The organism is Arcticibacter sp., assembly GCF_053551015.1.
The window spans coordinates 172,268-194,177 of sequence record NZ_JBMQOB010000003.1 but is presented as its reverse complement, the minus strand read 5'-3'; the positions used below and the strand labels follow the sequence as shown (position 1 = coordinate 194,177).

Below are 21,910 nucleotides of genomic sequence, written 5' to 3'. Positions count from 1 at the left end.
GTTTCTGTGTTTTAGATTCTGTATGTAGCTCTTAAAATGAAATTACGGCCGGTGTCATGTGCGTAGTACCTGAACCGGTTCAGGTATTCCTTATAAAGCTTGTTTGTTAAATTTTGGGCTGACACGTTCAGGGAGAGGTTGTTCTTTCCTATCTTCATCTGAGTGCCAAGGTCGAGGTTGAATAGATTGTAAGCCGATGGAGGTGGCGTATAGTCCGATCCTTCGTCATATCTCTTTTGTTCGGCCACGAACTGGTGTTGAATCCGGAGGTAGCTGCTTGAAAGCTGTGCGAATTCAGGAAGTTTAAACCTGAGACTGTTGTCTAAGCGGTCTGATGGGATCCAGGGAAGATAGCTGTCATTGCGTACATCCCTGGCTTTTACAACAGAGCCTTTAAGTTCATATTCTGCGAACGGCAGTACCTGAGCTTTTGCTGTAAGATCAAGTCCCGCGAAACGTGCATTTGTCTGCTTATAGTTGTAGATTGGGAACGTTCCGCGTATGTTTTCGAAGTAGCTGGCAGAAGGGCTCAGATAGATATAATCGTAGATGTAATTGAGATAGGCATCTACGTTCAGGCTGAATCTGTCTGCTTCAAATTCAATGGAGTTGATCCATTTAAGTGCACGTTCACTCTTCAGGTTCTGATCGCCCCGTTCGTACGATCCTGTGCCGTGATGGAGCCCGTCGCTGTAGAGCTCGCTCACAGCCGGAGGTCGCCATGCACTTCCCAGATTCGTGCGGAGGTGAAAGTGATTGTTCAGATGGAGTACCGCTCCGGCTGAAGCTGATACATTGTGGAAATTGTGCTTGTCGCCGTACAGGTCTCCGTCTCGGTTATATCCCAACGCATCCAGGTTCCTGTAATCGTAACGGGCACCTATTTCCAATTCGTAATTCCGTCTGAATAGTTTCGCTAGGCCATAAAGTCCTGCACCATGGGTATCATAGTTGGGGATCATCGGAGTAATGCCCGTTCCGGGAACGTTGTTATTGACCTGCATCAATCCATTGAATCCGAAGGTGGTTTTCAGACCCGACTCGCTCATCTGTTCTACATTCAGATCGATGGTATGGGAGTATAGCTGCAGGTTGAGCGAAGGCGTTGCATTCAACACTCTCCGGAGATCGTATTCCTGGCGATTGTTATACTGGAAACCGTAGATGGCGTTCACAGAAGCTCCGTTTGCAAGATGGAAATGGGACTTTAGTTTAACGAGGTCGTGACTTACCTTTTGCAGCGGTGCTTCGAGATTGTAGGTAAAGCTACCATCGAAAAGTGGTCGGCCGTACGCTATTCTGTCCTGGAGATCACTGAGGTTGCCAAAATGGGCTCCTTTGAAGATGCCCAGTTCCGTTTGGAAGTGGCTATAATAGATTTCTGTCTCCAGATGGTCTGAGTTATAGCCCAGGGCAGCGGAAAAGTTCATCTCCTTCATCCCGGAGTTCTCGAGGTAGTAGTCTGCAGATTGCAGGTTACCCGCCTGTTTGGCTGTTCCCTGGATTCTCCATCCGAAGCCGGGAAGCCTGGCCAGGCCACCTGAGATCATTCCCGAGGCAGTACCCGCTCTGCCATTGCTGGCCCCGCTAAGGTTTAGCTCAGCTCGTAATTCGGGCGTACGGGGTAGGGAAGGAGGTTCAACCAGCACAACGCCACCAATAGCTTCGGCTCCGTAGCGAATCGCTTCGGCCCCCTTGATCACGGTGATTTGCCGGGCGATGAAAGGATCGATCTCAGGAGCGTGTTCGGCTCCCCATTGCTGACCTTCCTGACGAATGCCATTGTTCAGCGTTAAGATGCGGTTACTATGCAGACCCTGAATGACCGGTTTGGAAATGGTGCTTCCCGTTTGCAGCATGTTGACTCCGCTGATGCTTTTGATAGCTTCGGCCAGGTTGCCTCCACGTGTGCGATCCAGTTCTGCTCCGCCTATTGATGTAGCAGCATTCGACGTAGGTGCCGGGGAGCGGTGACCGGTGATCTCCACTTCATTCAGCTTAATGTCTTGCCTGTGCAGGGAGATGGTCAATCGCTCGGACTGTTTGATGCGGACTTGTTTCTGGAAAGAATTATAGCCTCTGGCACTGACTGTAATCAGTACTTTGCCTGTGCACAGATTATTGATCGAAAACGTGCCTTCGCTTGTGCTTAGTCCACTCTTTGTTTCCAGTTGAATGGTTGCTCCCGAAATCGGTTGCCCTGTATCTGTATCGGATACGAGGCCGCTGATTGTATGAGCGCATGATGTATTTCCCTTGTCCTGGGCTGCAGATGACAGACCATGACATAAGAGGGTAATACATATAAATACCCTAAGTTTCATATGTGATTATGTTCCGGATGACGAAAATGTCGTAAGATGCCCTTGAGGACAGCAGATATGTGTTACAGTGAAAACAGGGGGACTGAGGGAGGTCCTTTGTTGTACGAGGTTCCGGTGTAGGCCTTTCTGATGGTCGTGCTTAGTTCCGCTTGTTGCAGAACGTGGCGGACCATGTAGGTGCTGATTGTAAGCACCGACGGTAGAAGGGCTGGATTGGTATTGGTGTTTGAATGAAAGGAACAAAGAAAGCACTTGGCATCTGCGAGCTGCAGATCTTCATGTGAGCTGCTTTCTGTGTGCCTGGTGAAATGAACAGCGTCATGATGTTGATGTACAGCCTGCACCAGTTGGATGAACGCGAGCGTCACCAACATGATAAACGATACAAGACTGCAAACTCTCTTCATTTTTGGAGTAAAAAGTTAATACTACAAAGTTGCATTTAAAAAGCGAGAGCTACAACGGTATTTTGCGTTTATTTTTTACGAATGTCATCTATGCTCTTTGCCAGCCTGAATAGATTGGTCTTGGTACCCACATTAACGGCGAAGGTCTGAAGGTTGTGTCCCTGAATTCTTTTTGTATTCTGCATATAGCTAAGCTCTGCGAAGAATTTGAATCTTCTTTTACCGTAGTCAAAGCCGGTATTCAGTTTGACGATCCCCGAGAAACTGCTTTTATTGCGGTGGATGATCTCTCCTGCGGCTTCATCAATCCGGGATCTGGGTTCGTTTACAATACCGCCGCCGACACCTGCAGAGCCAAAGATCCGGAACTTCTTGATGTTCTTCATGTATCCGTAGGCGATGCTCCCCATATAGAAGGTTGCGTTGGCGTTTCTGGTCTTGTAATCGTAATCGGGATCTACGTTGATCTGGTCGTATTTGTAGTTCAGATAATCGAGGGATGGATACAGGAAGTGTTTCCTGTTCTTGGCAAGGATCTGCAGCCCGATAGACGAGGAAAATCGGGGACGCAGGACGTCGGCAACTCCCCCGATAGGGAAGGCCATTCCTATTCCTTTGACACTAAAAATACGTTCTTTTTGCAGGATTTCCTGACTCATGCCCAGGATGGAATCAACGGACTGTGCCTGGGCTATTTTTGCTGACGTAAGGCAGATAATGAAAGCTAGAACGGAAAGATGTTTTCTCATATAATACCACTAAAACCGGATGTATGATTAACATCAGGATGTGGTATAAGTTTCGAGTGTTCTTTCTATTATTTGAAGGCTTTGCGCCATCTGTTCATCGGTAATTACAAGCGGTGGAGCAAACCTGATAATATGGCCATGGGTGGGTTTAGCCAATAACCCCATGTCCTTCAATGCGACGCAGAGATCCCAGGCGGTTCGTCCGTCTTCCTGAGGGAGGATTTCAACCGCATTTAGCAGTCCCCGGCCTCGTACAGCAGAGATAGTCTGCGGGTAACGGGCTTTAAGCTCAGACAGCGCCGTGCGGAATTTATCACCCATAAGCTGAGCATTTGCAGCCAGCTTCTCGTCTCTGACCACCGACAGTGCTTCAATTGCGACGGCACAAGCCAGAGGGTTTCCACCGAATGTGGAGCCATGCTCCCCGGGCTTAATCGTCAGCATAACTTCGTCGTCTGCAAGAACCGCCGAAACGGGGAGGACGCCTCCCGACAAGGCCTTTCCCAGGATGAGAACGTCGGGACGAACATCTTCATAATTGCAGGCAAGTAGTTTCCCTGTGCGGGCGATGCCTGTCTGTACCTCGTCTGCTATAAATAAAACCTGATGTTTGCGACAAAGCTCGTAGGCTTTTTTTAAATAGCCCTCATCAGGTATTTTGATTCCTGCCTCCCCCTGAATAGGCTCAACCAGGAAAGCGCAGATAGCAGGATTGGAGAGGTGTTCTTCAAGAGCCTGAAGGTTGTTGTAAGGTATGGTGATGTACCCCGGCATGTAGGGGCCAAAGTTCCTGGTAGAATCAGGGTCTGAAGAAAAAGAGATGATCCCTGTTGTACGGCCATGGAAGTTTTCGCTTGCAACAATGATGGTTGCCTGTTGATCGGGAATATTCTTTTTGACGTAGCCCCATCTCCGGGCTAGTTTAATCGCTGTTTCAACAGCCTCTGCGCCAGAATTCATCATGAGCACCCTCTCGTAGCCGAAAAATTCAGCTATAAACTTCTCACATTCCCCGAGTTTTACACTGTAGAAGGCACGGGAGGTGAGGGTCAGCTGCTGTGCCTGCTCCGTCAGGGCCTGGATAATGCGGGGGTGGCAATGCCCCTGATTGACGGCGCTGTACGCTGATAGAAAATCGAAATAACGTTTTCCTTCCGGATCCCATACGTGTACACCGGAGCCTTTCGCAAGAACCACAGGCAGGGGATGATAGTTGTGAGCACCGTATTTTTCTTCTAGAGCGATTGCGTCCTGGCTGGAGATAGTTGACATCATGAAATTCTTTTTATGCGTTTCGGCTTTGTTGGCCTGAAAATGCTTAAATATAGGAATATTCGATTAGATGAGCCTTTTGCTGCAGAGCTGCCGGCAGTCATTTTCGGCTGAAACCAAATTTGGGGACCGAAAAAGCTGGTGAAAGATTATCTTTGACTCATGAATTATCTTATTGCTCCTTCGGTACTTGCAGCGGATTTTGCTAACCTGCAGCGTGATATAGAAATGGTGAATAGCTCTGAAGCCGATTGGTTTCATGTTGATATTATGGATGGTGTTTTCGTACCTAATATATCATTTGGCTTTCCGGTTGTGGAAGCGATCAGGAAGCATGCTAAGAAGCCTCTGGACGTACATTTGATGATTACGGATCCCGACCGCTATATTGAAGCTTTTGCAAATGCAGGTGCTTCGGTCATTACTGTTCATTATGAGGCTTGCGTGCATCTGCACAGAACAATTGATGCGATAAAAAAACTGGGTTGTAAAGCAGGTGTGGCTTTGAATCCACATACCCCTGTATCTCTGCTGGAGGACATTGTGCAGGATATTGATCTGGCATTAATTATGTCGGTAAATCCAGGCTTTGGTGGCCAGAAGTTCATTCAGCAGACCTATAGGAAAATAAGAGCTCTTCGGGAATTATCGGCCGGCATTCATGACGACCTGATGATTGAAGTAGATGGAGGCGTTAATATTGATAATGCTCCCTTGCTTTTGGAAGCCGGAGCGAATGTTCTGGTTGCCGGAAACTTTGTCTTCAGTGCACAGGATCCTCTGTCTACCGTGAAGCAGCTGAAAGCGATAGAACCCGCCAGAAAACTGATTTAAATGTCATTTTTTTTCAGGTAGTCTGATGGTGTAGGAGCATATACGTTGCCCGCGGGCAATGGTATGCTCCTGAACAATGTTTACCTCAGGGCCCAATACCTGTTGTAAAATCTTCATATCAGAATGGCAGAAACCCGAACATGCACTTGAGGCAGCTCCAATGGGGCAATGGTTTTCGAGTAAGGTGAACTCATGCTCAGATACCGTGATGCACTCAGCCATATAGCCTTCCTGCGAGCGGATTTGGGTATATTTTCTAAGAATAGAGGCAAGGTCTTTTTCGTCCTTCAATAGCTCGGCATATCTTTTAACCGCTTCGGTTTCACGTTTTACGAGGACTACTTCGAGCGCTTCTTCTCCCAATTCGTTTTTAATAGCCTGTAGAAGCTCAACGCTGAGGGCTGCATGGTTGTTGGGAAAATGGGCGTGTCCATATTCTGTAAGTTCATATATTTGCACAGGTCTTCCAACACCATTCGAAATGGAGCTGGGCTTTAAGAGGCCGTCTTCAGTGAGTTTAATCAAGTGCTGACGTGCTCCCTCGCTCGTCATCCCTAGTTCACTGGCGATGGCTTTGGCGTTTAGAGGCCCCCTTGTTTTTAAAAGTTGTAAGAACCTATTTGTTCGCATAAATATTTTCCAAGTTTTTACTTGTTTAATGCAAAAGTAGTAACTTTGTATTAAATAAAAAGCCAGAATTTTTTTTGAGGGGTTTTGTGAGAACAAAATCGCTGGATTGGAAAATAGGTTTAATAAGTTAAGCTATGAGTAAAGACCAAGAGTTATTAGAAACACTTGCCACGAGTGAATATGAGTACGGGTTCTCTACCGATATCGAGACGGAGATCTTACCTCCGGGCTTGAACGAAGACACCATACGTTTCATCTCTGCAAAGAAGAATGAACCGGAATGGCTGTTGGAGTATCGCCTGAAAGCGTTGAAGCGTTTTCTGGAAATGGAGAAACCTGACTGGCAGAATTTTGAATTTCCGGAGATGGATTTTCAGGCTATCTCTTACTATGCAGCGCCGAAGAAAAAGCAGCTGAACAGTTTGGATGAAGTGGATCCGGAGCTGTTGGCAACGTTTGAAAAACTGGGCATCTCCTTAGATGAACAGAAAATGCTTTCAGGAGTTGCTGTTGACGTTGTATTTGATAGTGTATCTGTTGCAACTACTTTCAAAGACAAGCTTGCTGAGATCGGTGTTATCTTCTGTTCTTTCGGCGAAGCCGTGCAACATCATCCTGAGCTGGTGAAAAAGTATCTGGGAACTGTGGTTCCTGCGAACGATAACCTGTTTGCCGCATTGAACGCGGCAGTTTTCTCAGACGGATCGTTCGCCTATATTCCTAAAGGCGTTCGTTGCCCTATGGAGTTATCAACCTATTTCCGTATCAACGCAATGAACAGTGGTCAGTTTGAACGTACCTTGCTTATTGCTGACGAGGGTAGTTATGTAAGTTATCTGGAGGGTTGTACAGCGCCACGGCGTGATGAAAACCAGCTGCATGCTGCGGTTGTGGAGCTAATTGCGCTTGATGATGCTGAAATCAAATATTCTACTGTTCAGAACTGGTATCCTGGTGATAAAGACGGTAAAGGAGGTGTTTATAACTTTGTGACCAAGAGAGGTATCTGCAAAGGGAACAACTCTAAGATCTCCTGGACTCAGGTTGAGACTGGTTCTTCTATCACCTGGAAATACCCAAGTGTGATTTTGAAGGGTGATAACTCATCAGGAGAATTCTACTCAGTGGCTCTTACCCGTAACAAGCAGATCGCTGATACAGGAACGAAGATGATCCACCTTGGAAAGAACACAAAAAGCCGGATCATATCCAAAGGTATTTCAGCCGGCACGAGTCATAACAGTTATCGGGGCCTGGTGTCTATCCATGCTAATGCGGTAAATTCACGTAACTTTACTCAATGTGATTCACTTCTGATCGGTGATCGTTGCGGTGCTCATACGTTTCCTTACATTGAAGGAAAGAACAGCAGTTCTATCGTAGAGCATGAGGCGACGACTTCAAAGATTGGTGAAGACCAGATCTTTTATCTGAACCAGAGAGGAATTGACAGCGAGAAGGCTGTTGCTCTGATCGTCAACGGTTATGCAAGAGAAGTATTGAATAAGCTCCCGATGGAGTTTGCTGTAGAGGCTCAGAAGTTGTTGGCTATCTCGCTTGATGGTAGCGTTGGATAGTTATTTTGATAAATTTTAATAAAAACATGCTTAATATAAATAATCTTCATTCTTCGATTGAAGGAAAACAGATCCTTAAAGGGATCAATCTTGAGGTTAAGGCTGGCGAAATTCACGCGATAATGGGTCCTAACGGATCTGGTAAAAGTACATTAGCGTCCGTTCTGGCAGGTAAAGAAGAGTATGAGGTAAGTGAGGGTGAAGTATTACTGGACGGAAAGGATCTATTGGATATGGCTCCTGAAGACCGTGCCCGTGAGGGATTATTCCTTGCTTTTCAGTATCCGGTAGAAATTCCGGGTGTATCCAACATCAACTTCCTTAAAACTGCACTTGCAGAAATCCGTGCCTACAGAGGTTTACCTGAGTTGAGCTCTAAAGATTTCCTGAAACTATTGAAGGATAAGCAGGAGCTTGTTGAACTTAAATCTTCGTTGGTTAACAGGTCTTTGAATGAAGGCTTTTCCGGCGGTGAGAAGAAGCGTAATGAGATTCTGCAACTTGCGATGTTAGATCCAAAGCTTGCTATTCTTGATGAAACTGACTCTGGACTCGACATTGACGCGTTACGTATCGTTGCAAGCGGTGTAAACAAGCTTCGCAGTGAAAACAACGCTTTTGTGATCATTACCCACTACCAACGCTTACTTGATTACATCGTGCCTGATTTTGTTCACATCCTGTATGATGGACGGATTATCAAATCCGGAACGAAGGAACTGGCGCTTGAGTTAGAGGAAAAAGGGTATGATTGGATAACACAACATGAAACAGGGATTGTATAATAAGTTTTATAATTATTTGACTGCTCGTTTTGAACAAAAGCAGTCAACGGTATTGCCTTCTGAGCCTCTTAGTGTGACTCAGAAACGTGATCATGCTTTTTCTGTGTTTAAGGAACTGGGTTTTCCTACCAGAAAGAACGAAGAATGGAAATTTACAAGCCTTACTTCAGCATTGAAAGACGATTTGCAATGGACCATTGATCATAGTCATACCGTTAGCAATACAAACAAGATCGAGAACCTGGAGGCTGCTCATATCGTTCTTGTGAATGGAAAGTACGCTCCTGAATTGTCGGATGCACTTCCTGAAGGAATTACCTTTTACGATACCACAGCTGCCCTTGCGGAGCCTAGGTTTGCAGAAAGGATCGGTACGATAGCTGCTGAAGAAGATTCTTCTATGCTGGCTTTGAATACTGCTTTCTTTACCGAGATCAGTGTTTTACATGTTGCTCCGAATGTGGTGGTTGAAAAGCCGGTACATGTGTCGCATGTGTTCACAGTTAATGAGCGTCCGGAATTTATTCCTTACCGTATGCTTATCGTCGCTGAACAGCATAGTGAGGCGACTGTAGTTGAAACGTATCATTCTGAATCGGTGGTTCTGCCATTGTTTATCAGCTATGTGAGCGAACAGGATATTCATGAGTCTGCAATTTTGCATACCCACATGATCAATACACTTTGTGAGAACACATATTTTGTTCAGCACAGGGAAGTGTTGCAGGCACGTAACAGTACAGTAAATAACTCGAATATTTCTCTTAGCGAGGTAAGCTTGCTTAGAAATGACCTGAACTTTCAGCTTCAGGGTACCGGGACAGAAACGAACTTGCTTGGAGCCTATATCCTTACGGATAATCAGCATGTGGATAACCACACGCTGGTGGATCACCAGTCGCCTTATTGTAATACGAATGAAGTGTACAAAGGGGTATTACTGGACAGTTCACATGCGGTATTCAACGGTAAGGTATTTGTCCGTCAGGATGCCCAAAAAACCAACGCATTTCAGCAAAACAACAATCTTCTGCTGAGCGACAATGCGACTGTAAACAGTAAGCCACAGCTTGAGATTTTTGCTGATGATGTGAAGTGTTCTCACGGATCAACTATCGGACAGATGAATGATGAAGCGTTGTTTTATCTGCAGTCAAGAGGTATCGGTAAAGAATCAGCTAAGAAAATCATCATGCAGTCGTTTGTTTTCGAAGTGCTTGACCGACTTACTATTCCGGCATTGCAGGAATATACGTCAGACTTGCTGTTTAAAAAACTTCGGAGTGAGAATCTTACTGTTGCATAATTTTTGTACAGTTTGAAAAAAGAATCCATGGAAGCATTTACAGATCAGAAAGAAACATCACTGTTATATAAAGGCGAACCTATTAGTAAACACTTTCCTGCATTGCAGCAAAGTGTTTACGGTAAACCGCTTGTGTATTTTGATAATGCGGCAACCACGCAGAAGCCCTATGCTGTTATTCAAGCGATAACCGACTATTATTCTACGATTAATAGTAATATCCACAGGGGAGTACACTTTCTGAGTCAGAAAGCTACAGACGCCTATGAGGTTACACGGAACGCAGTAGCGGAATTTATCAATGCTGCACATCCTTATGAAGTCATTTTCACGAAGGGAACCACAGATGGTATTAATCTGGTAGCAGATGCTTTCGGATCATACGCTCTGGAGCCTGGTGATTCGGTACTCATCTCGGCGATGGAACACCATTCTAACATCGTTCCCTGGCAGATGGCCTGCGAAAAGAAAGGTGCATCGCTAAAGGTCATTCCGATGAATGAAGCTGGCGAACTGCTGATGGATCAATATGAGGCGCTGCTGGATGACCGTGTTAAGATCGTGGCGCTAACCTATGTATCGAATAGCCTGGGTACAGTGAACCCTGTTAAAGAGATTATCAGGCTGGCACATGAACGTAATATTCCGGTTTTGCTTGACGCGGCTCAGGCTGTTCAGCACAGAGAAGTTGATGTTCAGGATCTTGATTGCGACTTTCTGGTGTTTTCGGGACATAAAATGTACGGTCCGACGGGAATTGGTATCCTTTATGGAAAAGAGGCCTGGTTAAACAAGCTTCCGCCTTACCAGGGAGGGGGCGATATGATCAAAACCGTCACTTTCGAAGCCACAGAATATAATGACCTTCCGTTCAAATTTGAAGCGGGAACTCCTCACATAGAAGGCGCGATTACGCTGCTTTCTGCTTTGGATTTCATCAAGGAAGTTGGGCTGGAAAATATCGAGCGCCATGAGGCAGATTTATTGAGTTATGCAACCGGTAAATTGCTGGAGATGCCGGAGGTGAAGATCGTCGGTAACGCTGCGCAAAAGGCTGGTGCCATCTCTTTGGTTGTGGAGGGTGCTCATCCTTATGATATTGGTGTTTTGCTCGACAAAATGGGTATTGCTGTTCGTACAGGTCATCATTGTACGCAGCCGGTTATGGATTTCTATAATATCCCCGGAACCTTACGTTTGTCGTTCGCCGTCTATAATACCCGTGAAGAGGTGGATATCTTCATCAGTAGCTTAAAACGGGCTATTGGAATTTTAATTTAATTTCTATGACTATAAATGAGAAGCAGGACGAATTGATTGATGAGTTTGAGTTTCTTACCGACTGGGTAGATAAATATGAACACATCATCACTTCAGCAAAGGAGCTTCCTTTGATTGATGAGTCGTACAAACAGGATCAGTACCTCATTCAGGGATGCCAGTCTAAAGTTTGGCTTTATCCGGAAATGAAAGATGGAAAAATCTTTTTCACCGCTGATAGTGATGCGATTATTTCAAAGGGACTGGTCAATCTTATTGTTCAGGTTTTATCCGGCTATTCGCCTGCCGAAATTCTGAATGCCGACTTGTATTTCATTGATCGTATTGGCCTAAAAGAGCATTTATCTCCTACGCGCTCAAACGGATTACTCTCCATGTTGAAACAGATTAAGATGTATGCGTTTGCTTACAATTCATTAAAAGCTTGATGTCATGATTATTAACGATGCTGCAGGTATAAAAGATCAGGTTATCGAAAGGCTTAGAACGGTCTTTGATCCCGAACTACCGGTGAATATATATGAGCTGGGGCTGATTTACGAGTTAATCACGAAGACCGATGGTATAGTGAAAGTGGTAATGACCCTCACAGCGCCTGGATGTCCGGTTGCCGACCAGATTCTTCAGGATGTTGAGCGACGTCTCTCGGATATAGAGGGCGTTAAAGAAGTTAGGGTTGAAATTACGTTCGACCCACCATGGGACAGAACCATGATGAGTGAAGAAGCTCAGCTGGAGCTCGGATTCATGTAGAAAATTTAGTGGAAGTACAGAAAGAGGGTATATCATAGATCATGATTACCCTCTTTTTCGTTTAAGGGCTTTTCAGATTCGATTCATAAGTTCTGCGTAGGATATTTATGCTATTTACGTTCATTTCTGTGCTGATTTTTCTCATATCAGAGCGCATTGCAGTTGATGAAGCTCTGATGCCGCAGCGGCTACAACTGCAGGTCATCGTGTCTATTCTAAGCGGCAACCAAGCTGACAGTAAGTAGTGACTTACTTAGGTGTATAGCCACATTGTAAGCACGGTGTAGCCACGGTGTAGCCACCTTTTTCCGGCAAAACGTGGCTACACCGTGGCTGCAAGGCGGGGTCACCGTTGTTACACGCTGAATCAGGTCACGTGGAAGCCTCAAGAAGCCCCTTTATTCGTTACACGCGGAACTCTGGACAGACCTCAACAAGACCAGAGAATTTATAGAGGGTGCCGCTAATCTCACCCGGAACGAAAAGAGAGTGATCATGATATATGAGACAGTCTCTTTTTTTGTGCTTACAGTCCGGAGAGCAGCTATTGTCTTTATTTGGGGATGGCTTGATGAGATACCTTAAAAGCGTAAATTTATAAGCGTTTTCGTTGAATAACTCGTCTGTTGGTGGATTGAGCGTCGTTTTTAAGTGTTGAGAACTTGTTTTGCCGCTCTAATTTGTGTTCTGATGTGGTTTTTGTTCGATGTTTGACTTTTTTTGAAAAAAAAGTGGAGTTTTTTCAAAAAAAATAAATTTAAATGTACATTCGTGTTAGAAATTAAAATATACACAGTAAAAGAAATATTTATTTAAGTTAATATTCAGACATAATAGAAAATGGCAACTAAATTAGAGTACATCTGGCTGGATGGTTACAAACCGACTCAAAGCCTGCGTAGCAAAACTAAGATTGAAAAGGATTTCAGTGGCAAACTTGAAGATTGCCCGCTTTGGAGCTTTGACGGTTCTTCTACCGAGCAGGCACCGGGAGGTTCTTCTGATTGTGTACTGCAGCCAGTATTTATTTGTCCTGACCCACAGAGAAAGAATGCCTACCTGGTAATGTGTGAAGTTTTAACTTCAGATCACAAGCCACATGAGTCTAACGGCCGTGCAACTATCGAAGATGATGATAATGATTTCTGGTTTGGTTTTGAGCAGGAATATTTCCTTTGGGATCCTGAAACCAGCAAGCCTCTTGGCTTCCCGGCAGCAGGTTACCCAAGTCCTCAGGGTCCTTACTACTGTTCAGTAGGTGCTAAGAACGCTTTCGGAAGACATATCGTGGAAGAGCACCTTGACGTTTGTCTTGAAGCCGGTCTGAATGTTGAAGGTATCAACGCAGAAGTTGCAGCAGGACAGTGGGAGTTCCAGATTTTCGCTAAAGGAGCTAAAGAAGCTGGAGACCAGATCTGGGTAGCACGTTATCTTCTTGAAAGAATCGGGGAGAAATACGGAGTATCAATCAACTGGCATTGCAAACCTCTTGGAACACTTGACTGGAATGGATCTGGTATGCACGCAAACTTCTCTAACACTTTGTTGAGAACTGCCGGCAAAAAAGAAACATACGACAAGATCTGTGAAGCATTCCGCCCGGTTGTTCAGGAGCACATCGACGTTTACGGAGCCGATAATCACTTACGTTTGACTGGTAAACATGAGACTGCATCTATCTTCGACTTCAGCTACGGAGTATCTGACAGAGGTGCATCTATCCGTATTCCTTTATTCACAGTAGAAAAAGGATGGAACGGTTATCTTGAAGATCGTCGTCCGAATTCTGCAGCTGATCCATACAAAGTAGCAGCTAGAATTATTAAAACGGTTAAGTCTGTAGAAGCCTAATACTCTATACACAATAAAGTCCTCTGATTCTGTCAGGGGATTTTTTTTTGCCTTATTTTTCCGCTTTTCCTTAATACCTTTATATAATTACTAAGTTCTACCCGATACATTCTACATGGACACAAACCAGATCATTGAGTATTTAAAGAATAAAAATACAGACAAAGTTAAGTTTGCTTTTGCAGACATCGATGGCGTACTAAGAGGCAAGGTTATCCATTTAGAAAAGTTTATTGCAGGTCTTCAGTCCGGATACGGCTTCTGTGATGTCGCATTTGGCTGGGACAGTGCAGATGCCCTTAATACTGATATTGATGCCACCGGCTGGCATTCCGGCTTTCCCGACCAGCAGTGCTTCATTGATATATCGACCATGCGCTTTATTCCATGGCAGAATGATTTGCCGTTTTTCCTGGCCGACTTCAGCCAAACGGATCAGGGTGCTGCCGAGGTTTGTCCCAGAACTCTGCTCAGGAGGCTGCAGAAGAAGTGTACTGATATGGGCTTTCATGCGGAGTTTGCACAGGAGTTTGAGTGGTTTAATTTCAAGGAGACATCGGAAACCATCGCAGGAAAGCATTACAGAAATTTGAATCCGCTCAGTTCCGGAATGTTTGGATATTCGGTATTAAGGCCATCTCAGAACAGCGAATATTACTACGATCTCTTTAACGAACTTGGAAAGTTCGATGTGCCGCTTGAAGGCTTGCATACGGAAACAGGTCCGGGGGTTTATGAAGCTGCGATAATACATGACGAAGTGTTGGCTGCAGCTGATAAGGCAGTGCTGCTTAAGGCATCCGTAAAGGAGATAGCGGCCAAGCATGGTCTGATGGCCACGTTTATGGCCAAATGGAATGAGCAGCTTCCTGGTTGTAGCGGTCATATTCATCAAAGCTTGTGGGATCTGGAGAAGAAAAGCAATCTTTTCTTCAATGAAGAGGATCCCGACAAGATGAGCGACCTGGTTAAACACTATATAGCGGGACAGCTGTATTGTCTTCCTTACATTATGCCTTTCTATGCTCCAACCATCAATAGCTATAAAAGACTTGTAGAAGCTGCCTGGGCTCCGACAACTGTATCCTGGGGGCTCGATAACCGCACTACCGCCCTGCGGGTAATCAATCAAAATGAAAAGCTTGCGAGACTCGAAACACGTATTCCTGGATCTGACACGAACCCCTATCTCGCTTTAGCGGCATCTCTCGCTTCTGGTTTATACGGCATCGAAAACAGGATACCCTTACATGTTCCTGCTACCCGCGGAAATGCCTATACCCAAGGTTTGGATAAGCTCCCGGAGAATCTTTACGACGCTACAATGATCATGAGCAAGTCGCCTCTTCCCATGGAGCTCTTCGGTTCCGCGTTCATCAATCACTTCAGCAAAACGCGCTTTTGGGAGTGTAAGGAGCAAAGCAGATACGTGAGCGATTGGGAATTGAAGCGCTATTTCGAGATTATTTAATAAGATGTACTGAATGGACTATTCCAGAATTATAAAAAAGGCATGGAAAGATTATGATCCTACGAAGACCATCAGAAAGATTCAGGATATCAGCGCAATGGTATCTACGAATCATGTTTTCAGGATTGTATTTGAAGATGATGATATAGTTATTGCCAAGTTATCGTACTTCGGGAAATATGACCATTTCAAGGAGGATCACCGGATCATACACTCCCTGGCTAATAACCTGCTTTATCCCTTCGAGAATTTCCTCGCCAAATCTTTATTAAAAAATAACCGCGTTTATACATATCGTTATAAGACCGGAAAGACAGATGCCTGGGTGGTGTTTTACAATCCTACCCGGGTGCAAAACAGACTGCCCAAGCGACTGGACGAATCGCACATCCGCAAGTTAGGATATCAGATAGGGAAGTTCCACAGGGCCTGTTCGAGGGTGAGCAGGGTGCTTCCCAAGTCGTCAAAGACATTGAGCACGGATATAAACACTTTGCTGAAGCAATTGGGCTCTGCTAAGTTTAAGAAGCATTTTAGTGCTGAACAAATTGAGCTGATCAGGCAACATTGTGACATATTTATCAAGAACCGGCAGCTTTATAACGCGGGCTCATTTGAAACCATTCCGGTTTTTATCGATTGGAATATCGGAAACTTCTCGGTAACGCCTAATTTAAAACTCTATTCGCGATGGGACTACGATTGGTTCAGGATGAGCACGAGAATGATGGATTTTTATTTCTTCAGTCGCGTAGTATCCGATGCTGGTGACAAAACCGTCTTCAGTTATCTGATTAATCCGCTAAATGAAGAGCGATTCATTATCTTTCTGGAAGAATACCATAAAGTGAATCCATTAACAGCAGTCGAATTGCGGTTTTTAAGGGAAGTCTACCGGTTCTTTATACTGAACTATGTTATCAAAGACGGTAATTATTTCTTCAACGAACAATATGCATCTAAACTGCAGGCGGAAGCACTGGATATTTATTTGCCTTCGGTAGACCGGGACTTTGATCCCGAAAAACTAATAGCAGCCTTGAACCTTAAATAAACGGTATGAGTGAAATTGTCGAATTTGATTCTATCCTGGACCAATATAAGGTCGTCTTCTTTGATGCGTTCGGCGTATTGAAGAACTACAATGGCCTGGTTCCTGGTATTGAAAGAACATTTGAGCTGCTTAAGGAAAAGCGCAAGGAGTATTATATCGTGACGAACGATGCGTCGCGGAGTCCTGAGCAGTTAGCTGCAGGTTATCACAGACTTGGCCTCACCGAAATTTCCCATAAGCGCATCATTTCATCGGGTACGCTCGCGAAGGAATATCTTGATCTCCAGGTACCCGGTGGGATAGTGGCTTATCTGGGTACACCCAATTCGGCCCACTATATTGAGACTTCCGGCCTGCGTACCTTACCGGTTAGCGCTATTGATGATCACAACATTCACGAAGTGACAGCGCTCCTGTTTCTGGATGATGAGGGTTTCGACTGGTGTGCTGATCTGAACAAGACCATTAATCTGCTGCGTAGAAGAACAATACCGGTGATTGTTGCCAACTCAGACTTTGCCTACCCGGTTAACGAAAATAAGGTGGCAATAGCAATAGGAGGAGTGGCTGCCATGCTGGAAACAATATTGGGGCGAGGCTTTATCCACTTTGGAAAGCCCGACTCTCAGATGTTTATGTTCGCATATGAACAAATCCGAAAACGTATCGCTATAAGTAGAAAGGAGATACTGATGGTGGGGGATACCTTGCATACCGATATCCTCGGAGGCAATAAATTTGGTCTTGATACCGCGCTGGTATTAACTGGAAATACTTTGCCTCAGGACCTGAACTCCATCATCGCACGGACGGGAATAATTCCCACCTACGTGTGTGAGTCCGCTGTTGTCAGATAAAACACGTCGGGACTTTTATTCATCACCGACGTGTCTTTGATATCATGATTAAGCTTGCTTAACGAACTGGATTTCAGCATTCAGTCTGATGTCGTCACTTACAACAACCTGTCCTGCTTCAGTAACCGCGCTCCAGGTCAGACCAAATTCTTTTCTGCTGATCTTTCCAGAAACTGTGAACCCAGCCTTGGTTTGTCCATACGGATCAACAACAATGCCGCCGTACTCCGCTTTCAGGGATATAGGCTTGGTGGTGTTTTTGATAGTTAAATCACCATACACGGTATAGTCATCGCCATCAGCCTCTACGCGAGTGCTTTTAAAGGTGAGCGACGGGAATTGGCTTGCATCAAAGAAGTCTGCCGATCTGAGGTGCTCATCTCTCTGACTGTTGTTTGTGCTGATTGATTCAACAGAAGCCGTAAAGTCTACAGAAGAAACAGATGAGAAGTCATCTCCTTCTGTCACTGCACTTGCATCAAACTCGTTGAAGTTACCTGTTACCGTAGTGATCATCAGGTGTTTTACTTTGAATTGAACCTCACTGTGAGTAGGGTCGATTTTCCAATTAGTTGCCATGGTTTTTATTTTTTTAATGATGTAATTATTCTTTGTTAATTATGATATACAAAAATACTCCCTATATTGTTAGGGCAACTTAACCCAGATTAAGAAATCATTGAATTAGCGCCTGCCCTTAATGAACTTTAGACTATATCAACCCTTCACTTTCCTGCTTGTTCTGACAATCTTATCTCTATCCGCTTCCGCACAGGGAATTCGTGGGAAAATAAGGGGTGCAAACGGTGAACCTCTACCTTACGCATCCATTTTTCTGACAGACAGCCAGAAGGGCACCTCAGCCAATGCGAACGGCGAGTACGAGGTCAAGTTACCCAGTGGCAGCTACAAGATCAGGGTTCAGAACATAGGTTATGTATCGCAGGAGGCAGTAGTCGACGTGCAGGAAGGCTGGTCAGAGAAAGACTTTTCTCTGAAGGTTCAAGGCTATTTGCTTCAGGAGGTACAAGTTGCTAAGGCCGGGAAGCAGGACTATGCCTATACCATCATCAGAAATGCGATTGCCAGAAGTAAGTTTCATCGGCTTCAGTACAAAAGTTATCAGATGAAGGTTTATGTAAAGGGTACCGGAGAACTCCTGAAAGCTCCCTTTTTCGTTAAGGGTAAGCTGAAGAAAGAAGGTGTGAAGCTGAACGAAGCCTATACCTCAGAATCGGTCAGCATCGTTAGCTTCTCCCAGCCGGATAAGGTTACGGAGAAGGTTCTCGCAGTTCGCAGTTCCGGTGAGAACACAGGTGTCGGATCTCCGTCCATGTTCATCAGCGAAACTTTTTACCAGGACAAAGTAGCTAACATCCAGTCGCCCCTTTCCAGGTCAGCATTCCGGTATTATGACTTCCAGTATGAGGGCAGCTTTACAGAAGGGAAGGATATTGTTAATAAAATAAGGGTAATTCCCAGATCCAAAGGAGATAATATTTTTGACGGTCATATATACATTATTGAGGATGAGTGGGCAATACACAGTGTAAACCTGCGTACCAGCCTCCTGGGCTTCCCGATTCTTGTCAAGCAGAACTTTGCTGAAGTAGCTCCACGTCTCTGGCTTCCCGTGCATCATCAATACGAGTTTGCAGGTAATGTTCTTGGCTTTGCCGGGCACTATAAATACATTGCGAGCTGCAGTCAGTTTAAAGTAGTGCTCGACGAAAAGCTTAAAGCGGAAACAGAAGCTCTGCCTGTACTCGCCGGTGCACAGACACCCGGGGAACCCATAGCAGCTCAAACAAATCCGTCACTTACCAGGAAGCAATTCCGTAAGATGATTGATGAATACGAGAAAGAAAGTCTCAGGCAGCAAAAGGATCCGAAGATTCTTGCGGAAAGATCAATAGATACCGATTCACTGGCTTACAAAAGAGATTCGACCTATTGGAACGAAGAACGCTCTGCTCCTTTGACCCAAAAGGAAATACAAGGCTACCGCAGAGATGATTCTGTAGCGCGTGCTCAATCGATTAAGGGGGCAGAAAAAGATAGCTCTGACCGCTCGAAGGCGCAGCCCGGTCTGTTGAAGCTGCTTACGGGCGGCGAATTTAAAATAGACAGTCTCACCAGAATAAGCGTGCAGCCTACTTTTACACAGTTTTACTATAATACCGTAGAGGGATTCAATATCAACCTCAGCGCAGATCTTCAGAAGAAGTTCAGCAACAGTCGCCGTCAGCTGAACTTTGCTCCGGCGCTTCGATATGGATTCAGCAGCCAGGATTTCTATGCGAAGGCGAACCTCGCTTACGGCACGATGCAGCATAAATTCTCTGTGGATGGCGGGCGTTTCGTTAGCCAGTTCAATCCTGAGGATCCTATTCATCCCCTCATCAATTCAATTACCTCATTAATCGCCCGCAGGAACTTCATGAAGATATATGAAAAAGGCTATTTACGTGCTGCCTATTCATATAAGCCGTCAACCTTCCTGTCGCTGCAGGTGGGTGCGGAGTTCGCCAGAAGAAAGGAGCTGCATAATACAAACGACTACAGTTTCTTCAACAGGAAGTCGCGCGACTATACATCCAACAGACCACAGAATATCGAGCTGCCTTTTACCGGATTTGAAACGCATAATGCTCTTACTGCCGACATATTGCTGCGCTACCGGCCGGGTGAAGCCTACCGGATGTACAATGGAAAGAAGGTGCCGATCATGAGCAGATCACCCGAGTTTCTACTGATGTATAAAAAGGGGATAGAAGGTTTAGCGGATAGTAAGGTAGACTTTGATCAAGTTGAGCTGGGCGTTAACCACTCTTTTCCTGCAGGGTTGGGTTCTACCTTGAGCTTCGAGCTCAGGGCTGGAGCATTCCCGAATAACAGCAAGACCTACTTCATGGACTATAAACACTTCGATGCGAACCGGACCTTTCTGGGGAGCCTGAAGCCGGCGGGGGCATTCCGCTTGCTGGATTACTATAACTACAGCACAGACGATAGTTATTTCTCAGGAAATATCTATTATCAATTAAGAAAGCTGCTGTTTACCCGCATTCCGGAGGTCAGACTGGCGGGATTAAAAGAAAGTATCTTTGCTAACTATCTCAAAACAAAGTATTCACCGCACTATTACGAATTAGGCTACTCGCTCGACAATGTGTTCAGGATATTCAGAATTGAGCTTGCCGCATCGTTCGAAGATGGGCACCATCGGGACAATGGTATCAGGGTAGGGATCGCTTCTATGTTTCAGGTGAACCGCCGATAGATCCAATCACTAAGGTATATAAACAAAAAAAGCATCCGGAGGAGCCGGATGCTTATACGATATATGATGTTAATCTTTAGATTACTTTTACATTAACCGCATTTAGACCTTTTCTACCTTGCTCAACTTCGTAGCTAACGGTATCATTCTCACGAATGCTATCGATAAGGCCAGAAGAATGAACGAAGATTTCGCTGCCGCCTGAGCTTGGTCTAATGAATCCGAAACCTTTTGTCTCGTTAAAAAATTTTACTGTTCCTTCTTGCATTGTATTTATTATTAAAGAACTAAAGGTAAATAAAAAAAATATAAATCAATGGATTACAAACTTTTTTGTGCTACATGAGAATCTTATCGAGAAACATCTCAATGGCAAATGTAGAAAGCTGGCCACCAGGGCCATTCAAGGTATAGTCAAAACCATGTGTGGCCCAGGGAAGCTTCAGCAGAAAGTGCGGTACTCCATTTTTTCTCAGCTTCGCAGCCAGGCGCGTGCTGTGCTCATAGGCCACCAGCACATCGTTTTTTCCATGGATGATGAGCGTGGGCGGACTCTCTGCCGATACATATTCAATAGGAGAGGCCGTCCGGTAGTTATCCGGTACATCCCTATAAGTCCCGCCCAAATAGTTTTCCATAACTGCCCGCGAGTCCATCACCCACTTGCTTGCCGGTTTGCTATAGCCCCATACCATATCCGCTGGTCCATACAGGTTGACTACCCCCCTAATTCCAGGGAGGGTGTGCTGATAGGCTACCATCAGCGCAATCTGTGCACCCGCCGAACGACCGAGGATCACAAAGCGGCTTGTGTCTATCCGGAGTTCAGCAGCTCTCGATTTCAGATAAGCGACAGCGTTTCTTACATCCTCCACCGCTTGCGGACTTTTCCATTCGGGTGCCTTGTGGTAGTTTACTGTAGCCACGTGATATCCTTTGCTCACCAGGTAGGTGTTTAATTCCGGAAGTTGCTGACTGTCTCCACTGCTCCATGATCCACCATGTACAACGATCACGCAGGGGCGTAAAGCCGAACTATCCGATTGGTAGAAATCCAGCGTTAAGGGCGCTTCAGAATCCTGGTTGTAGCTGAGCGTTTTGTACGCAGCACTTGCATCTCCCCGCATCGCCAGTTTCCAGAAGCTGAACGGATGGCTTGAAGGAGCCACAAAGTCCCTGCCTTTAAAAGCCTGCTGAAGTTCTGTTTTCAGATTATCGCTAATCAGCAGAGCACGGGCAACTGGACTCGCATATAGCACCAGCGCAATAACAGAAATAACGGTTCCTGCCGTTTTAAACCGCTCTGTGATACTGGACATGAGGATCAGAACAAATGCTATCGCCATGAATATCAGCGGAAACTCTGTAACGAGAACGGCCGACAGCCAGGTGTGGTAAGTAGGAGCGGAAAAGATGCTCAATAGGGCAGGTAACAAAATGGCTATAGAAAGCCCTAAACGGATCATACGAATGTGA

20 protein-coding genes are annotated in these 21,910 nt (G+C 45.2%); 12 read left to right on the top strand and 8 right to left on the bottom strand.

Going from position 1 to position 21,910, the window contains the following annotated elements:
* Window positions 1–11: 11 nt before the first annotated feature.
* The 4 genes from ACO1NU_RS01275 to rocD form a co-directional block, all read right to left on the bottom strand.
* On the bottom strand, window positions 12–2,324 hold the full coding sequence (locus ACO1NU_RS01275; RefSeq protein WP_448816633.1) for a TonB-dependent receptor: 2,313 nt from the start codon (window positions 2,322–2,324) through the stop codon (window positions 12–14).
* Between the two features lie 62 nt (window positions 2,325–2,386).
* Window positions 2,387–2,731: a hypothetical protein gene (locus ACO1NU_RS01270; RefSeq protein ID WP_448816632.1), complete on the bottom strand. Its 345-nt coding sequence runs from the start codon at window positions 2,729–2,731 to the stop codon at window positions 2,387–2,389.
* A 68-nt stretch (window positions 2,732–2,799) separates the two neighbouring features.
* Window positions 2,800–3,480 carry a hypothetical protein gene (locus ACO1NU_RS01265; RefSeq protein ID WP_448816631.1) on the bottom strand — a complete coding sequence of 227 codons (681 nt, stop codon included), beginning with the start codon at window positions 3,478–3,480 and terminating at the stop codon, window positions 2,800–2,802.
* A gap of 33 nt (window positions 3,481–3,513) precedes the next feature.
* Window positions 3,514–4,755, bottom strand: coding sequence for an ornithine--oxo-acid transaminase (gene rocD, locus ACO1NU_RS01260; RefSeq protein ID WP_448816630.1), 1,242 nt, complete (start codon window positions 4,753–4,755; stop codon window positions 3,514–3,516).
* A gap of 159 nt (window positions 4,756–4,914) precedes the next feature.
* On the opposite strand from rocD, the gene rpe reads away from it, so the two are divergent.
* Window positions 4,915–5,586 (top strand): ribulose-phosphate 3-epimerase, encoded by a 672-nt coding sequence (gene rpe, locus ACO1NU_RS01255; protein ID WP_448816629.1) that lies wholly within the window; start codon window positions 4,915–4,917, stop codon window positions 5,584–5,586.
* Between the two features lie 3 nt (window positions 5,587–5,589).
* On the opposite strand, the gene ACO1NU_RS01250 is transcribed toward rpe, so the two are convergent.
* Window positions 5,590–6,216: a helix-turn-helix transcriptional regulator gene (locus tag ACO1NU_RS01250; protein WP_448816628.1), complete on the bottom strand. Its 627-nt coding sequence runs from the start codon at window positions 6,214–6,216 to the stop codon at window positions 5,590–5,592.
* Between the two features lie 134 nt (window positions 6,217–6,350).
* Between ACO1NU_RS01250 and sufB the strand changes: the two genes are divergently transcribed.
* The 10 genes from sufB to ACO1NU_RS01200 all read left to right on the top strand — a co-directional run bounded on the left by sufB (window position 6,351) and on the right by ACO1NU_RS01200 (window position 17,151).
* Window positions 6,351–7,793, top strand: coding sequence for a Fe-S cluster assembly protein SufB (gene sufB / locus ACO1NU_RS01245; RefSeq protein WP_448816627.1), 1,443 nt, complete (start codon window positions 6,351–6,353; stop codon window positions 7,791–7,793).
* 26 nt (window positions 7,794–7,819) lie between these two features.
* Window positions 7,820–8,578, top strand: a complete 759-nt coding sequence (gene sufC, locus ACO1NU_RS01240; protein ID WP_448816626.1) for a Fe-S cluster assembly ATPase SufC — start codon at window positions 7,820–7,822, stop codon at window positions 8,576–8,578.
* Entirely contained in the window at window positions 8,559–9,884 is a 1,326-nt protein-coding gene (gene sufD, locus ACO1NU_RS01235) for a Fe-S cluster assembly protein SufD (RefSeq protein WP_448816625.1), read from the top strand. Before sufC ends, sufD begins: the two co-directional genes overlap by 20 nt.
* A 27-nt stretch (window positions 9,885–9,911) precedes the next feature.
* Window positions 9,912–11,165 carry an aminotransferase class V-fold PLP-dependent enzyme gene (locus ACO1NU_RS01230; protein ID WP_448816624.1) on the top strand — a complete coding sequence of 418 codons (1,254 nt, stop codon included), beginning with the start codon at window positions 9,912–9,914 and terminating at the stop codon, window positions 11,163–11,165.
* A 5-nt stretch (window positions 11,166–11,170) separates the two neighbouring features.
* A complete protein-coding gene (locus ACO1NU_RS01225) occupies window positions 11,171–11,593 on the top strand; it encodes a SufE family protein (protein WP_448816623.1) in 423 nt (140 codons plus the stop codon).
* A gap of 4 nt (window positions 11,594–11,597) precedes the next feature.
* Complete coding sequence (locus ACO1NU_RS01220; RefSeq protein ID WP_448816622.1) at window positions 11,598–11,918, top strand: metal-sulfur cluster assembly factor; 321 nt, start codon at window positions 11,598–11,600, stop codon at window positions 11,916–11,918.
* Between the two features lie 840 nt (window positions 11,919–12,758).
* Window positions 12,759–13,769 (top strand): glutamine synthetase beta-grasp domain-containing protein, encoded by a 1,011-nt coding sequence (locus ACO1NU_RS01215; protein ID WP_448816621.1) that lies wholly within the window; start codon window positions 12,759–12,761, stop codon window positions 13,767–13,769.
* 115 nt (window positions 13,770–13,884) lie between these two features.
* Entirely contained in the window at window positions 13,885–15,240 is a 1,356-nt protein-coding gene (locus ACO1NU_RS01210; protein WP_448816620.1) for a glutamine synthetase family protein, read from the top strand.
* A gap of 13 nt (window positions 15,241–15,253) precedes the next feature.
* On the top strand, window positions 15,254–16,294 hold the full coding sequence (locus ACO1NU_RS01205) for a hypothetical protein (RefSeq protein ID WP_448816619.1): 1,041 nt from the start codon (window positions 15,254–15,256) through the stop codon (window positions 16,292–16,294).
* Window positions 16,295–16,299: 5 nt separating this feature from the next.
* Window positions 16,300–17,151 carry an HAD-IIA family hydrolase gene (locus ACO1NU_RS01200; protein ID WP_448816618.1) on the top strand — a complete coding sequence of 284 codons (852 nt, stop codon included), beginning with the start codon at window positions 16,300–16,302 and terminating at the stop codon, window positions 17,149–17,151.
* 48 nt (window positions 17,152–17,199) lie between these two features.
* Here the strand turns inward: ACO1NU_RS01200 and ACO1NU_RS01195 are convergent, their stop codons facing one another.
* A complete protein-coding gene (locus ACO1NU_RS01195; protein WP_448816617.1) occupies window positions 17,200–17,730 on the bottom strand; it encodes a YceI family protein in 531 nt (176 codons plus the stop codon).
* Window positions 17,731–17,851: 121 nt separating this feature from the next.
* On the opposite strand from ACO1NU_RS01195, the gene ACO1NU_RS01190 reads away from it, so the two are divergent.
* The gene (locus ACO1NU_RS01190; protein WP_448816616.1) at window positions 17,852–20,434 is read left to right on the top strand and encodes a DUF5686 and carboxypeptidase regulatory-like domain-containing protein; all 2,583 of its coding nucleotides are present in this window, start codon (window positions 17,852–17,854) and stop codon (window positions 20,432–20,434) included.
* A gap of 76 nt (window positions 20,435–20,510) precedes the next feature.
* Here the strand turns inward: ACO1NU_RS01190 and ACO1NU_RS01185 are convergent, their stop codons facing one another.
* Entirely contained in the window at window positions 20,511–20,702 is a 192-nt protein-coding gene (locus tag ACO1NU_RS01185; RefSeq protein ID WP_448816615.1) for a cold-shock protein, read from the bottom strand.
* A 70-nt stretch (window positions 20,703–20,772) separates the two neighbouring features.
* Window positions 20,773–21,900 (bottom strand): alpha/beta hydrolase fold domain-containing protein, encoded by a 1,128-nt coding sequence (locus ACO1NU_RS01180; RefSeq protein WP_448816614.1) that lies wholly within the window; start codon window positions 21,898–21,900, stop codon window positions 20,773–20,775.
* Window positions 21,901–21,910 lie beyond the last annotated feature (10 nt).